Genomic DNA, 13,862 nt, shown 5'->3' with positions numbered 1-13,862 from the left:
TAAAGGCTAAAAGGCTTTGATTCATTTCGGCCCCCGCGTTTCATTGCATCGGAATGCGCGCCCGCCTCAACCTCGCCCCAGCTGCGGCAATTTGCAGCAACGCGCTTCTGCACTACATCAATACGCTTGCCCGGGTGCGCTCTACAATGTTCGTGGCAATTGGAAGGCAGATTCATCGAGATGGCCTTCTTACGCGGAGTATTGGTGTCGACGAGATCGAGCCGCTCGTCCTCTCCAGGATACAGCGTTCCACCACACGCACTGCTAAAGGCAGCCCGTGCTTTCAGCACACTGATCTTATTGGAAACCTTGGAGGCGTTCTCGAGCAGGGATGTTATTGAAAAGTTGAAGTCATGTGTATTCGCAACAAATGTAGCTGGGCCAAATTTAAGACATTATCGTTTCAGACGAGAACGTTTCTCCTGCTGTTTTGCGTATCGTCGGCACTATTGCTTGGCATGGGCTGCTATGTCTATAGCAGCATGCATTCGATCCTGTATGGCCAGATCGGCTTGCGTGCCCGTGTTCAGGCACAACAGATCGCGGTAATGCCAGCCTTGGTCGCCGCAGTCGGCACACGCGACGCCACCGCACTGGCCGCGCTGATCCTGCCGCTGAAAGAGAAAACCGACGCCAGCTACATCGTAATCGGCGACGATGACGGTCGTCACCTGGCGCACACCGATCCAACCGTACCCGTCGGCAGTCCGATGCGGGGCGGAGACAACGAAGGCGTGCTCCGCGACGGCAAGAGCATCGTAACGCTGAGTAGCGGCATGTACGGCATGTCGTGGCGCGGCAAGGCTCCGGTTCACGACCCGCACGGCCGTATTATTGGCGTTGTCTCGGTCGGATATTTTATTTCGAGCATCGATCGATGGAATCACTCGATGCTCGCGCCGCTTCTGCTCGTGGTAGCCGGCACTACCCTGTTCCTGCTGTGCTGTACCTGGCTATTTGCGCGCAGTATCCGCCGGCAGATGCGCGGGCTCGATCCCATCGAAATCGCGCAGCTGGTCCAGCAGCAGGACGCCATTTTCGATTCTATTTACGAAGGCGTGCTATCGATCGACGCGCACTCCAGACTCACCTCCATCAATCGTGCCGCCCGCGAGATGCTCAACGTGCAGACGCCACGCGAGCACGTCCTGATCGACAGCCTGTTGCCTGACTGCCCATTCATGCCGAAGGGACAAGACGACCACGACAGGAAGGACGAGATCTGCTGGTTCAACAGCCTGCAGGTCATCGCGAGCCGAGTCGGCATTCGGATTGGTGGCCAGTTGCACGGCTGGGTCATCAGCTTTCGCCGCAAGGACGACATCAACACGCTCAGCCTTCAACTGAGCGAAGTGAAGCGTTATGCCGACAACCTGAGGGTGATTCGTCATGAACACCAGAACTGGATCTCCACGCTATCGGGCCTGCTCCATATTGGCGCGTTCGAGGAAGCGAAGAGGCTGATCCATACGCAATCGGCAGTTCAGCAACAGGTTCTCGACCGGATCTCGAGAACCTTCGGAGACTACCGCGTTTGCGGCCTGCTCATCGGCAAGTACTATCGTGCGCGAGAGCTTGGACTGACGCTGCAATTCGAGTCCGGCTGCAGCCTCGACCGGTTGCCGTCCACGCTCGCTGACGTCGAATGGATGTCGATTATCGGCAACCTGATTGACAACGCGCTCGAAGCGACAATCGCATGCGATCACCCGGAAAAGAAGGTCATCCTGTATCTCTGCGACCGTGGCGACGAACTTATCATCGAAGTGGCTGACTTCGGCTGTGGCATTGAACCGTCGCTTCGCGAGCGCCTGTTCGAGCGCGGCGTCAGTTCGCACGACGGATCGGGTCGCGGCATTGGCCTCTACCTTGTGAACAGCTACGTTCAACAGGCGGGCGCAACCATCACAATAGAAGACAACATTCCGCACGGTACGATTTTTTCGGTCTTCGCACCCATCCGGTCAATTAGCCATGCAGAACATTGACGTCTTGATCGTCGAAGACGAGGAGCAGCTCGCACACATTCACGCTGCTATCGCCCGCAAGAACCCCCGCGTCCGCGCGGTTAACCACGCCGCCACGCTAGCGTCAGCTCGCACGCTGGTCCGTGCACTCAGGCCGGATCTGGTGCTGCTCGACAACTACCTGCCAGACGGCAAGGGAATCGCGTTGCTTGAAGACCTCGTTTCGGCCGATCTGCCAGCGCGCGTCATTTTTATCACCGCCGCGACCGACATGGAAACATGTGCGAGAGCCATCCGTCACGGCGCGTTCGACTACATCGTCAAACCCGTGTCCTATGAGCGCTTGCAAATGTCGCTCGAACGCTTCGTCAGCCTGTTCAACTCGCAGCAGGCGAGTACTCGTATCAACCAGCACCAGGTGGACGAGCTGTTCAACCTGCAGGCCAAAGACTTCCGTGTCGAGAAGTATGCCAAGGGTATCGAACCCATCACTCTCGAGCGTGTCCGTCAAGCCTTCGCGTTGCCCGAAGGACTCCACACCGCTGACAGCGTTGCGCGCGCGGTTGGCATCAGCAAGACCACGGCGCGCCGCTATCTCGAGTTCTGCGTGGAAAACCGCTTTCTGCGCGCGGAAATCTCGTACGGACACGTGGGCCGGCCGCAGCGCATGTACGTCCGGGCCGCCGCATGAATCGGCGCTTCTCACGAAGCGTCGCTACGCGCCGGCGCTTGAGTGCCGTTAGCGCGCTGCCTGCCGATTTCCACGGGATCTTCGCTGTTTCTATCGGTGAGTACGTGAGGTCAGGGCGGGAACCGCACTTCTTTTGATCAAAGCCATGTCTATTTCGCAATTTCTTATCCTCGTCATCAATAGTGGCTCGTCCTCACTGAAATTCACCCTGTTGCCCGCGAACGGCGACCGGCCGCTTTTCAGCGGAATAGCCGAGCGTCTCGGCACCGATGGGACAGCCAGTCTGACCTTGAAAAGAGGCGCATCCACCTTCATCGAACCACTTGCCGAGGGCACGCACGCGCAAGCGTTGCAGATGATCCTGATGCACTTGCGGCGCAATGGTTGGCTCGCTCACGTCGCCGTGGTCGGTCACCGCGTGGTGCATGGTGGCGAGCGGTTTGCCACGTCGGTGCGCATTACGCCGGAAGTCATCCGCGACATCGAGGCGGTGTCGGCACTTGCACCCCTGCATAACACGGCGAATCTGCTCGGCATCCTCTGCTGCATGGAGGATCTGCCGTCAATACCGCAGGTCGCCGTGTTCGACACGGCCTTCCACCAAACCCTGCCGCGCGGCGCCTACACGTACTCGATTCCGCAGCGTTTTTATCGCGAGCATGGGATTCGACGCTACGGATTTCACGGCACATCAATTCGCTATGTGTCCGCAAAGGCCGTCAAGTTGCTCGGGCTTGATCCTGACGATCACGGCCTCGTCATCGCTCATCTGGGCAACGGCGCGTCGGCCTCGTCCGTGGAGGATGGAAAGTGCGTGGACACGAGCATGGGGATGACTCCGCTCGAAGGTCTCGTCATGGGGACCCGCAGCGGCGACCTCGACGTCGGGGCGGCGGCGCAGATCGGGCGTATCGCGGGGCTTGATCTCGCGGGTGTCGAAATGCTGCTGAACCGGGAGTCGGGACTTCTCGGCGTGTCAGAGCTTTCCAGCGACTGCCGCGCGCTCGAAACGGCGGCCGAAGCGGGACACCCCGGCGCCACGCTGGCGCTGGAGGTGTTCGTCCATCGTCTCGCGCGATACGTCGGCGCGCTCGCCACCTCGCTGCGCCGGCTCGACGCCGTCGTGTTCACCGGAGGCATTGGCGAGAACTCGGCCCGGGTGCGCGCGATGACACTGCGGCACCTCGGTATCTTCAACCTCGTGCTCGACGAGTCGGCCAACCAGTACGCCGTGCGCGGCATGAGCGGCCGCATCGACCAGGGTTACGGACCCAGGCGTGGGTCATCCCGACCGACGAGGAAGCGGTGATCGCCCGTGATGCGGCTTGGCTGGCTGGCCTGGGCGAGAGCCAGTCGCGCATTGAATGATGCCGGCGACCTCGCACAGCAGCGTTATGCCGGCTTTTGATTCGTAGCAAATAACACCAAGAGACGCAGAGGTGACAACCCCTGTGTGCCACTCGCACCCGATTGGATTTTTCTGCATGAATGTGATTTCCCCGCAACGCACTTTCTACCTTGTGCCGGTTTCGAGTCGCGTTGGCCTGACATCAGTAGCACTGGGCCTCGTGCGCGCATTGCAACTCGCCGGCGTCCGGGTGGGCTTCGTCAAACCAATCGCCCAGCCGGAGGTCGCCGCTGGCGACCGCGATCTGTCCACCCATTTCGCACGTACCTTGTGCAGCACTACGGCGCCCGAGCCGATCACCTTCACACACGCCTCCGGCATGGTCCGCGCAGGACAACTGGCCCAGTTGATGGAAGAGGTCGTCGCGCTTGTCGATCGCGCGCGGGAACGCAATCAGGTCGTGGTGGTTGAAGGGCTGATTCCCAGCGTCGACTTCCAGATCGCCACACGCCTGAACATCGAAATCATCCGTACGCTTGGCGCGGATCTCGTGCCGGTGATCGCGGGCCTCGCCCTGGATGCGGTTGAGCGAGCCACCATCGTCAGTGCTGCCGCCGAACAATACGGCGATTTTGGGCGCCGCCCGCTCGCCGGCGTGCTGTTCAATCACTGCGACGATCACGGTGCAAATGCGGCTCCGCATGGCGGACCGCTCGCCGACTGCAGTAGCGCCGATATCCCAGTGCTCGCGGCTATCCCCACCGCGCAGCATCTGTTTGCACCGCGAGTGGTCGATATCGTCGACAGTCTGGGGCTCTATGTACTGCGTCGCGGAGAAGGCGAAATGGCCCGGGTCGCCAACGTGCTCGTCGCAGCGCGCTCGCCGGAAAAGCTCCTCGCGCATCTGCGGCCGGGCACCCTGGTCGTCACGCCGTTCGACCGGGCCGACACGATCCTCGCAGTTGCCGTCGCAGCGCTGCGCGGCATGCCGCTTGCGGGGCTGCTGCTGACCTGCGGTGGTGCGTTACCCTGCGAACTGGCCGAGCTCTTCGAGTCCCGTCCGCTTGACCGGCTACCCGTTCTCGTCACGGACAACGACACATTCGCGACCGCCTCTCAACTCGCGAATCTGTCCCGGCACGTCAGTTCCGACGATGCGCAGCGCATGGAGCAAGTGATTGACTTCATCGCAGGGCAGATCCGCACTGCGCCGCTCGTGGCCCGCCTCGACGTGCCCGAGCGGCCGCTGATGTCGCCGGCCGTGTTCCGTCAGCGTCTTGTGGAGTCCGCTCGGGCCGCGAACCGCCGCATTGTCCTGCCCGAAGGCGATGAGCCGCGGACGATCCAGGCGGCGGCCGCTTGCGCCGCACGCGGCATTGCCCGCTGCGTGTTGCTCGGCGCGCCCGACGCCGTGCGCGCCGTCGCCGCGAGCCACGGCATCGATCTGCCCACGAGCGTCGAGATAGTGGACCCGGACGCCATCCGGGAAACCTACGTCGCGCCGATGGTCGAACTGCGCCGGGCAAAGGGCCTGAATGCACTCCAGGCGCGGCAGCAGCTCGAAGACCCCGTCGTGCTGGGCACAATGATGCTCGCCACAGGCGAAGTCGATGGCCTCGTTTCGGGAGCCGTCCACACGACGGCAAATACGGTGCGACCCGCGCTGCAACTGATCAAGACGACCCCTGGTGCCACGCTCGTCTCCAGCGTGTTCTTCATGCTGATGCCGGATCAGGTGCTGGTCTACGGCGACTGCGCGATCAACCCCGACCCGAGCGCCACCGAACTGGCTGAGATCGCCATCCAGTCCGCCGATAGCGCGCGTGCGCTCGGCCTCGATCCGCGCATCGCCATGATTTCGTACTCGACAGGCACCTCGGGCGCGGGTCGGGACGTGGAGAAGGTGACGGATGCAACCGCGCTCGTGCGCCGCCAGCGCCCCGATCTCGTGATTGACGGGCCGATCCAGTACGATGCAGCCTCCGTTGAAAGCGTTGCCAGGCAGAAGGCGCCTCATAGCCCGCTGGCCGGTCGCGCCAATGTCTTCGTGTTTCCAGACCTCAACACCGGCAACACCACTTACAAGGCTGTGCAGCGCTCCGCGAATGTGGTGTCGGTCGGCCCAATGCTGCAAGGACTGCGCAAGCCGGTCAACGATCTGTCGCGCGGCGCGCTCGTTGACGACATCATCTACACGATCGCACTGACTGCGATTCAGGCGGCGGCACATGACGAAGCGACCCTTCACGGAACCGAGGCCGTCGGCGGCACGCGCCAGGAATAGGGAACGGCCCGTGACTCCGTTTCAACGCTTACGGGGAGAACGTCGAGCGGGACACGGCGATGGCGACGTCTTCCGGCTCGAGGATGTCACCGCATTTGCGCTGACGGATTTCGCACACCGCATTGGCACACGGCCGTCGTTCCTTGCGCGCGAGATGACGCGCATGGCGCAGGCGAACTACCCTCCCGCGCCTCGCCCGGTCTCCGGCTCAAGCCGCCGTATTGACGAACATCCCGCTGGCGCTGGACGCGCCTTGCTGCTGAAGGTTGCTCGCAAGACTCTGCAGGAACGTCTGCAACTGGGTATTCGTGCTGCTCGACGATGAACCGGACGATGAGCCCAACGCCGACAGCAGATTCTGAAAATCCGATGTCAAACCACTGACGCTGCTCGAATCGGACGATGAACTGGTCGAGCTGGAGGTCGGCGTGGTGCTGCTTGAGCTCGAGGTCAACGAATCAGCCAGGTCGGAGATTTGAGACGCCAGATCACCACCACCACCTCCACCTCCGTGCCGATGATGCCCGTGATGATGAGCCGGCGCTGCGCTAGTGGGCGTGGTGGGAGCGGTTGTCGCGGCCGTGGTCGTCGCCGCGTTTGCGGTTGAAGCGGCACTGGTCGCGCTGGTTGCCGAGACAGCACTGGTGGCGGTGTCACTGTCGCTGGTGCTCGTCGATGCCGGGACCGCGCTTCCCTGCTGCCCAGCCGCCTGGAACAGCGAGCCGAGAAATTGCTGTAGAGCTGCGGCTACCGAGGTCGCCGCCGGCGCCGAAGCGCTGGAGGTTGAATCCGTCGCGGGTGTCGAGCTTGTGCTTGAGCTGGTTGAAGAGGTATCGCTCGATGACGTCAATCCAAGTTGGGACAACGCCGCGGCAATAGCCTGTGCCATCGGATTCGTGCCGCCGGTACTGCCCGTCGACGTGGCCGACGAAGAATCGCCGCTATTCTCGTTCTGTTGGTTTGCGCGCGTGCGGTTGACCGCCCACGGTTCGGCGCTAGCAGCCGATCCTGTCAGTGCTGAAATGGACATGCATTGCTCCGAGTGGTTAGCGTGAATTCTTGCTGAAGCGACCGATGAGTGTAGTAGCCGCTACCGTCGTTAACGGCCCTGTATTAGAGATCTTTTGAGAACTTGCTCGGGCGCTTATTACGCGATATTTCTGACACTTGGTAAGGCGTGGTGGCGTCGATCCAAGGCGTTGGCCGGGCTTGATTTGCGGACGTCGTTGCCACCAGTTTGTCCGATACTTCAGTCGCTAATCGCAGCTACGGTCTGCAGTATCGGACATCCTCCCGCGGTCAAAGGCGGCGCGGCGTTTCGCGTGCCATGGCGGTACAGAGGTGGAAAATTCGAACAGATCCCGCTGTAGTCCATGAGCAAAGTGGGACCGCTTCTAGCCCCCGCTCAACTCCGTCCCATACCCCCACCCGCGCTCCCTCAAATACCCCCGATACCCCACCGACAACCGATCACAAACCTGATGCAACTCAGCCTGCGGATCAAGCGGCAGCCGCTTCGGCCATTGCGATTCCACAATCGGCGTGTCCTGCATCAGTATCTGCATGTTGAAGTCATACAGCGCCTGATCCGAGTGCGCGGATTCATCCTTGAACACCGACACCATCCACGCCCGCGTCTCCGTTTCACTCACGGGCGACGCCACCAGCAGCAAATGCAACGCGCCTTCCCCGTGCTGCGCCACCTTCGACAAACTCGCCACCAACGGCCGTTTCACGCGATACACATATTCAATATCCACGCCTTCCTGTCCCGGCAACCCCGCGGGTTGCCAGAAGCGACACCGCCGCGTTTCAAGCCCGCCCTCCGTTTCAATCACTTCGTAATCCTGCACTTCTGCGTGCGATGTATCGCCGAGAATGCCGGTATGCACGAACGGAAAGTGCGCCATATCGAGGAAATTCTCGACCACGCGCGGCGCCGATGAACGCACCGTCTGCGCCGCAAGATTGACCCGGCGCGCACCGGGCGTGTCGTACTCCGGGAAGAAATCAAGCGGATGCGAAGGCTCGCCGAGACACGTCCAGACCACGCCGTATTTCTCTTTCACGCGATACGTCCGCGCGCAAGCGCGCTTCGCGGGGCGTAACGACGGATTGGCGGGAATGTGGATGCATTCGCCATCGACGTCATAGCGCCAGCCGTGATAAGGGCACGCAATCATGCCGCCCGTCACCGTGCCCAACGACAACTGCGCCCCGCGATGCGGACAGCGATCGCGCCAGACGTGCACATCGGTGGAGATATCGGGCGGCGCTGCCGGAACGTCATCCTCCGACGCGCTGCGCCAGACCACCAGCCATTCGCCCGCCACCAGAAACCCGCGCGACTGCCCGGCCGCCACATCGGCGCTATTACAGACCGGCAGCCATTCGCCGAGCAACGCGGTATCGGGCGCGGAGTGGGTGTCATCGGCGGCGTGCATGTCGCTAGGGGAAGAAGCAGATTCGAAGGGTTGCATCGGGCGTCGAAAAACCAGAGTAGTAGATAACGATTCAAGCACCGATTCGACTATCGGCCCAAACCACAATTCGAAAACAAGCCGCGCAAAAACGCAAACGCAAGCCGCCAAAACACCCTGGCGCGCTGCATGCGTGCTCTTCCGCTCGAAATCTATAGCAGCAAGTCAGCATTAATCCGCCAGAAATCTAGCGGAATCGTGCGATTTTCAGCCATTTTTCAACGACGCAGTACGATTGCGATTCTGCACTATGCAGTCACTGCAGAAAACGCGACATCAATCTGCACTTCGTGCATCGCCTTCGGGTTCCCTCAGGAGACTCAGAATGGGGCAGTCGAATGACCCCTTCCACCGGCAGCGTGGTTACGTGTGGTCGCCACATCTCGATCCGGAAAAAGAGCAGGCGACCCTCCGAGTCATACTGGGCGGCCTTGCGACGGTCGCGTACGCCGCGCTGGCGTGGTCGGCGCCAACGTCCGCCGCCATTGCCAGCTTCCATGCGCTCGCACTTTATCTGATCTATGGCGTGGCGACCCGGCTGATCGTCAGCAGAATGCAGCGGCAGTCGACTCTGCGCCTCGCATTCACAACGGTTGCCGATCAGGCTCTGCTCACCATCATTCTCGGCGCGGGTGGGGCGCTCACCTTGCCCATGCTATGGGCCGTCTTCCTCTTTCTGATCGGCGCGGGTGGGCGTTACGGCAAGCGTACGCTGGCGTTGTCGTGTGGAACGGCGCTGGCGGGAATCGTCGCGTTGTCCGTCTTGCAACCCTGGTGGATGATCAATCGGTCCGCCGCGCTCGGGATTGGCTTGAGTGTGCTCGGGGCATCAATATATCTCGCCGTGATGATCGGCCGGCTCGGCAGCGCGAACCGCGACCTTGCGCTCAAAGCCGGCACCGACCCGCTCACGGGATTGAGCAACCGCTACATGCTGGAACAGACTATCGGCCGGGCGGTGATGGCGATATCGACGGGACAGGAAGGCGCGACCGCGCTGCTGCTGATCGATCTCGACGGCTTCAAGGAAGTCAACGATACCTACGGCCACGAAGTCGGCGACATAGTGCTGCAAACTTTCGCGGCGCTGCTGGCAAGAAGAGTAAGAACCACCGACACGGTCGCGCGGCTCGGCGGGGACGAATTCGTCGTGCTGGCGCGGCACGTGACCGGCAACCACGCCGTGCAGACGGTGGCAAATGGCGTGCACTCGGTGCTGGCTGAAATGACGTCGGTGCAGGACCAGGCGGTGAATGTATCGGCGAGTATTGGTGCCTGCCTGATTTCGCCGGACCTGAGCCCCGGCTACAGGGATATTGCCGTGCTGATGCGCGCAGCCGATCGCGCGATGTATCGCGCCAAGGCGCTCGGCAGAGGCCAGACGGTGTTCGCCGAAAGCGCGGATTTCGAAACCTGATCGGCCCTGATCCACTTTCAGCAAACGGCCGTCAAGCCTCCACGCCCGACCACGCCTGTTCCCGCAACTTCGCCCGCAGCCGCGCGACGGCCTGGCTATGCAACTGGCATACACGTGATTCGCTGACTTCCATTACCGCGCCAATCTCGCGCAGATTCAGCCCCTTCTCGTAATACAGGCTCATCAGCAGCTTTTCGCGCTCAGGCAATTTATCAATGGCTTCAACCAGCGCCGAGCGCAAGCTGCCGTCGAGCAATGCGGAAAGCGGGTCGGCTTTATCGACGCAATAACGGTCGAGAAACGGCTCGTCATCCGAAGAACGGTCGAAGTCTTCGTAATAGATCAACTGGCTGCCATGCAGATCCTGCAGCATGGCCTGGTATTCAACGAGCGGCATGCTCAGATGCTCGGCCACTTCCTGTTCGCTCGCGGACCGGCCGAGATGCTGCTCGACCTTATGCACCGCGGATTCCACTTCGCGCGAGGTCTTGCGCATGCTGCGCGGCAGCCAGTCATTGGCGCGCAACTCGTCGAGCATCGCGCCGCGAATCCGCTGGCTGGCGTAGGTCTCGAACTGAGCGCCCTGATCTTCCTTATAGCGGCTGGCCGCATCCAGCAAGCCGATCATGCCGGCCTGAATCAGGTCGTCCAGATCGACGCTGGCCGGCATTTTTGCCACGAGCTGCAGTCCGAGCCGGCGCACCAGCGGTGCGTAGCGGGTCAGGACCTCGTCCTGTGACAGTTTTCCTTGGGCGTTATACATCGCATTCACCTTGTTCCTTCTCTTGCGGCATCACACGGACGCGGAGCTGCTCATCGCAAGCTGCATCAATGGCGTTTCGGTGCGGCGTACCGCGCCGGAGTTGATCGAGCGCTCCATCCCATGCTGCGTTTCCGCTCGCAAGGTCTGCACGGGCCATTCAAACTGCGACGCTTGCGGCATCGGCCAGTACTGCAATTCAGCGGCAATCTGCCGATAATCCCGGGCAGCAGCCGTCCCCGGAAAAGCTTCCACTGCGCAACGCGACAGCTCGTGCGCCCGCGCCACGCGCGGATCTTCAGCCACGCAACCCGCCGGCATGAGCTGCACCGCGAGATAGCGGCTGGCGACCCCGGCGAGGTTATCGAAGGCGAGTTGTGCATCGGCGCCGTTCTTCACGTGATTCACAACCACCCGGAACCGCCCGATGGCATGCGCGTAATGCAGGCGCTTGATGCAGGCGTACGCCTCGGTGATCGCGGCCGGCGCAACGCGGGTCACAATCACGAAGTCGTGCGCTTGCACGGCCAGGTTTGACAGCGCACCGCTGCGATCGAGCTGGGTATCGATCAGGACGATATCGGCGGGTCCGTCGAGCAGCACCCGGCAATGCGCGGCGTCCTGGCTGATGCGTTCGTCGCGAGGCGCGGCAATCACAGAAAAGCCGAACGGCGTGCGTGTGACGGCGTCCTGCAAGAAACGCTTGCCGGACAGGACCGCGCCGAGTGCGGCGTTGTCTGGCACCTTCGCGAGCCGGCTCACCGACAGCGCGTTCTGGCGCTCGTCGATCACCAGCACATCCTTGCCTTGCGCGGCGAGGGCGGAGGCCAGATTGACGACCGTCGAGGTATTGCCGGTTCCGCCTAATCCGCCTGCCGGGGCGCCGCACACCGCCACGACCCGGGAGCCGTTGCGTGTCAGCAGACGGCGCAAGCCTTCAGCCTGATCGGACACGAACTTATCCAAAGTGCACCTCATGCAGTTCGGTGGAAGCGCGCGCTGAGAGCGCGGACAGGAGCGGCGGCACGTCGTCGTCTTGCGGCACGAACGGCGAGCCGTCGCGCGGAATGCAGAACGCGCTTTTAATCAGGAAGCGCTTGGTCGCGACGTACAGGTTTTCCGGCACCTTCTGACCCGTCGATACGTAGTGCACGGGCAGCTTGTAGCGGATCACGGTGTCGAGTACGCCACCCAGGTTCGTGGCTTCGTCGAGCTTGGTCAGGATGCAGCCCGCGAGTGGCGGCTGGTCCGGCGTGCTCTGGTAGGCCTGCACGACTTCGTTCAACGTATCGCCGTGGCTGGTTGCGTTCAGCAGCAGCAGGCGCTGCACCGGATGGCCGGCGCCGCACAACATGGCGATGTGATCGGCGACAGTACGGTCACGCTGGCTCATGCCGATCGTGTCGATCAGCACGATGTGCTTGTTGCGCAGTTCAGAGAGCGCGAGTTGCAGGTCGCCCGCGTCTTTCACCGCATGCACCGACACCCCGAGGATCTTGCCGAAAATACGCAGTTGTTCGTGTGCGCCGATCCGGTAGCTGTCGGTGGTAAGCAGCGCGACCTTGCTGGCGCCGAAGCGCATCACGCAGCGCGCGGCGAGCTTCGCGGTGGTGGTGGTCTTGCCCACGCCCGTCGGGCCCATCAGCGCGAAGACGCCGCCACGGTTCATCATCGATTCTTCGCTGTCCATGACGGGCAGGTTGTTTTCGAGCACTTGCTGAACCCATTGCATCGACGCTTCGGCTTGTTCGATCTCGGGCATGTTGTCGATCATCAAACGGACCAGCTGCGCGGAGAAACCGGCGGCGAACAGGCGCTTGGTCAGCGCGGCGTGATTCGGGCTGCGGCGTTGGCGATCGCCCCACAGCAAGCCGGCGAAGTGCTCTTCCATCATGCCGCGCATTGACGAAAGCTCATGCATGACGGTGTCGTTGACGACTTGTTCCATGCGTGTGCGGATGGCTTCGGTCACCGCGGCGGCCGCCGATGCCGGCAGGCCCGCGAATGCGCCTTCCTGCGTCGAACTGGCGGTTTGTGCCGCCGACGTGTGGGCTTGCGGCTGGGTTTGAGCGAGCATTTGCGCGGTTTTTTGTTCCGCGCGGCGAGCGGCGAGGTGGGCCGCTTCGCGTGTCCATCCGGGAGCTTGCGCGGATTCCTGCGGCGTGACCGTCACCGGACTGCCCAATCCCTTCGCGATGGCTGCCGATGCGCTCAGCGTGCGTTGCGGCGCACTTTCAGCGGCTGACTGCGCCACCCGGCGCGCATGCTCGATCAGCCAGGGATTCGATTCGGCCATCGTGCGCGATGGGTCATCCGGCAGCGCCGTGGGTTCCATGTCATCCAGCGGCTCGGGATTGGCGCCGAACACCGACGAAAAGACATCGCCGCTGGCGTACGGGTTCGAACCAGAATGCGCCTGTGGCTGCGAATTCGGCTGCGAATGAGCTTGCTGAAGTGACTGCGAATGTGACTGCGAATGTGACTGGCTTCCGGCCGACTCCCTCAGCTTCATTTCGCGGTGCTGAGCGGCGGCTTTCGGGGAGATCTTCGCGAGATCGCCGTCCGCAACTGCGACGATCTCGACGCTGCCGTCTTCGGTTATCCGGTTCGACAACACGACCGCATCGGGGCCCAGTGCCTCACGGACAAGCCGAAACGCTTCGCGACTCGTGGCACCGATAAATTTGCGGATGTTCATTTACCCCCCGATGAGCTCGCGCTCACGCTGATCTGTTGCGGTTGACCGGTTGCGCCACGTTTTGAGCGACGTACCGTTTTCCAGTGAATGAATTATTGCAAGGGTGGCTGGCGGGCCATCGGCTGATAAGAGCCGGGAAAGCGGGGTAATTCGGGAGATCGATGACGGAAGCGGCGCACGGGCTGCATCAGGGAAATGCGTGCTGGTTCAAACATCA

Annotated in this window: 11 protein-coding genes; 7 read left to right on the top strand and 4 right to left on the bottom strand. The window is 62.0% G+C overall.

Features of this window, described 5'->3' with window-relative positions; all coding sequences use genetic code 11:
• Positions 1-482 precede the first annotated feature (482 nt).
• From SBC1_RS17400 to SBC1_RS17370, 6 genes are all read left to right on the top strand, one after another.
• On the top strand, positions 483-1,988 hold the full coding sequence (locus SBC1_RS17400) for a sensor histidine kinase (protein ID WP_207958416.1): 1,506 nt from the start codon (positions 483-485) through the stop codon (positions 1,986-1,988).
• Positions 1,975-2,658, top strand: a complete 684-nt coding sequence (locus SBC1_RS17395; protein ID WP_165092901.1) for a response regulator — start codon at positions 1,975-1,977, stop codon at positions 2,656-2,658. Before SBC1_RS17400 ends, SBC1_RS17395 begins: the two co-directional genes overlap by 14 nt.
• Positions 2,659-2,803: 145 nt before the next feature.
• The gene (locus SBC1_RS17390; protein WP_243830250.1) at positions 2,804-3,967 is read left to right on the top strand and encodes an acetate/propionate family kinase; all 1,164 of its coding nucleotides are present in this window, start codon (positions 2,804-2,806) and stop codon (positions 3,965-3,967) included.
• 175 nt (positions 3,968-4,142) lie between these two features.
• Positions 4,143-6,290: a phosphate acetyltransferase gene (gene pta / locus SBC1_RS17385; protein ID WP_165092899.1), complete on the top strand. Its 2,148-nt coding sequence runs from the start codon at positions 4,143-4,145 to the stop codon at positions 6,288-6,290.
• A gap of 10 nt (positions 6,291-6,300) precedes the next feature.
• Entirely contained in the window at positions 6,301-6,615 is a 315-nt protein-coding gene (locus SBC1_RS39630) for a hypothetical protein (RefSeq protein WP_206366071.1), read from the top strand.
• Between the two features lie 226 nt (positions 6,616-6,841).
• A complete protein-coding gene (locus SBC1_RS17370) occupies positions 6,842-7,345 on the top strand; it encodes a hypothetical protein (protein ID WP_165988676.1) in 504 nt (167 codons plus the stop codon).
• Positions 7,346-7,684: 339 nt separating this feature from the next.
• Here the strand turns inward: SBC1_RS17370 and SBC1_RS17365 are convergent, their stop codons facing one another.
• Positions 7,685-8,770, bottom strand: a complete 1,086-nt coding sequence (locus SBC1_RS17365; protein ID WP_243830249.1) for an aromatic ring-hydroxylating dioxygenase subunit alpha — start codon at positions 8,768-8,770, stop codon at positions 7,685-7,687.
• A gap of 325 nt (positions 8,771-9,095) precedes the next feature.
• Between SBC1_RS17365 and SBC1_RS17360 the strand changes: the two genes are divergently transcribed.
• Positions 9,096-10,187: a diguanylate cyclase gene (locus SBC1_RS17360; RefSeq protein WP_165092897.1), complete on the top strand. Its 1,092-nt coding sequence runs from the start codon at positions 9,096-9,098 to the stop codon at positions 10,185-10,187.
• Positions 10,188-10,218: 31 nt separating this feature from the next.
• On the opposite strand, the gene SBC1_RS17355 is transcribed toward SBC1_RS17360, so the two are convergent.
• The 3 genes from SBC1_RS17355 to flhF are packed head-to-tail and all read right to left on the bottom strand — an operon-like array spanning position 10,219 to position 13,645.
• The gene (locus SBC1_RS17355) at positions 10,219-10,950 is read right to left on the bottom strand and encodes an RNA polymerase sigma factor FliA (RefSeq protein ID WP_165092896.1); all 732 of its coding nucleotides are present in this window, start codon (positions 10,948-10,950) and stop codon (positions 10,219-10,221) included.
• 30 nt (positions 10,951-10,980) lie between these two features.
• Entirely contained in the window at positions 10,981-11,913 is a 933-nt protein-coding gene (locus SBC1_RS17350) for a MinD/ParA family protein (RefSeq protein WP_165092895.1), read from the bottom strand.
• Positions 11,906-13,645 (bottom strand): flagellar biosynthesis protein FlhF, encoded by a 1,740-nt coding sequence (gene flhF / locus SBC1_RS17345; protein WP_165092894.1) that lies wholly within the window; start codon positions 13,643-13,645, stop codon positions 11,906-11,908. The genes SBC1_RS17350 and flhF overlap by 8 nt, the downstream gene beginning before the upstream one ends.
• Between the last annotated feature and the right edge of the window lie 217 nt (positions 13,646-13,862).

The organism is Caballeronia sp. SBC1, from assembly GCF_011493005.1.
GTDB lineage: Bacteria > Pseudomonadota > Gammaproteobacteria > Burkholderiales > Burkholderiaceae > Caballeronia.
This window is presented reverse-complemented; position numbering and strand designations above follow the sequence as displayed.

Bases quoted from the DNA above. Each gene is read 5' to 3' on its own strand.
- SBC1_RS17400 (WP_207958416.1), top strand. From the start codon at position 483: ATGCATTCGATCCTGTATGGCCAGATCGGCTTGCGTGCCCGTGTTCAG.
- SBC1_RS17395 (WP_165092901.1), top strand. From the start codon at position 1,975: ATGCAGAACATTGACGTCTTGATCGTCGAAGACGAGGAGCAGCTCGCA.
- flhF (WP_165092894.1), bottom strand. From the start codon at position 13,645: ATGAACATCCGCAAATTTATCGGTGCCACGAGTCGCGAAGCGTTTCGG.
- SBC1_RS17360 (WP_165092897.1), top strand. From the start codon at position 9,096: ATGGGGCAGTCGAATGACCCCTTCCACCGGCAGCGTGGTTACGTGTGG.
- SBC1_RS17365 (WP_243830249.1), bottom strand. From the start codon at position 8,770: ATGCAACCCTTCGAATCTGCTTCTTCCCCTAGCGACATGCACGCCGCC.
- SBC1_RS17355 (WP_165092896.1), bottom strand. From the start codon at position 10,950: ATGTATAACGCCCAAGGAAAACTGTCACAGGACGAGGTCCTGACCCGC.
- pta (WP_165092899.1), top strand. From the start codon at position 4,143: ATGAATGTGATTTCCCCGCAACGCACTTTCTACCTTGTGCCGGTTTCG.
- SBC1_RS17390 (WP_243830250.1), top strand. From the start codon at position 2,804: ATGTCTATTTCGCAATTTCTTATCCTCGTCATCAATAGTGGCTCGTCC.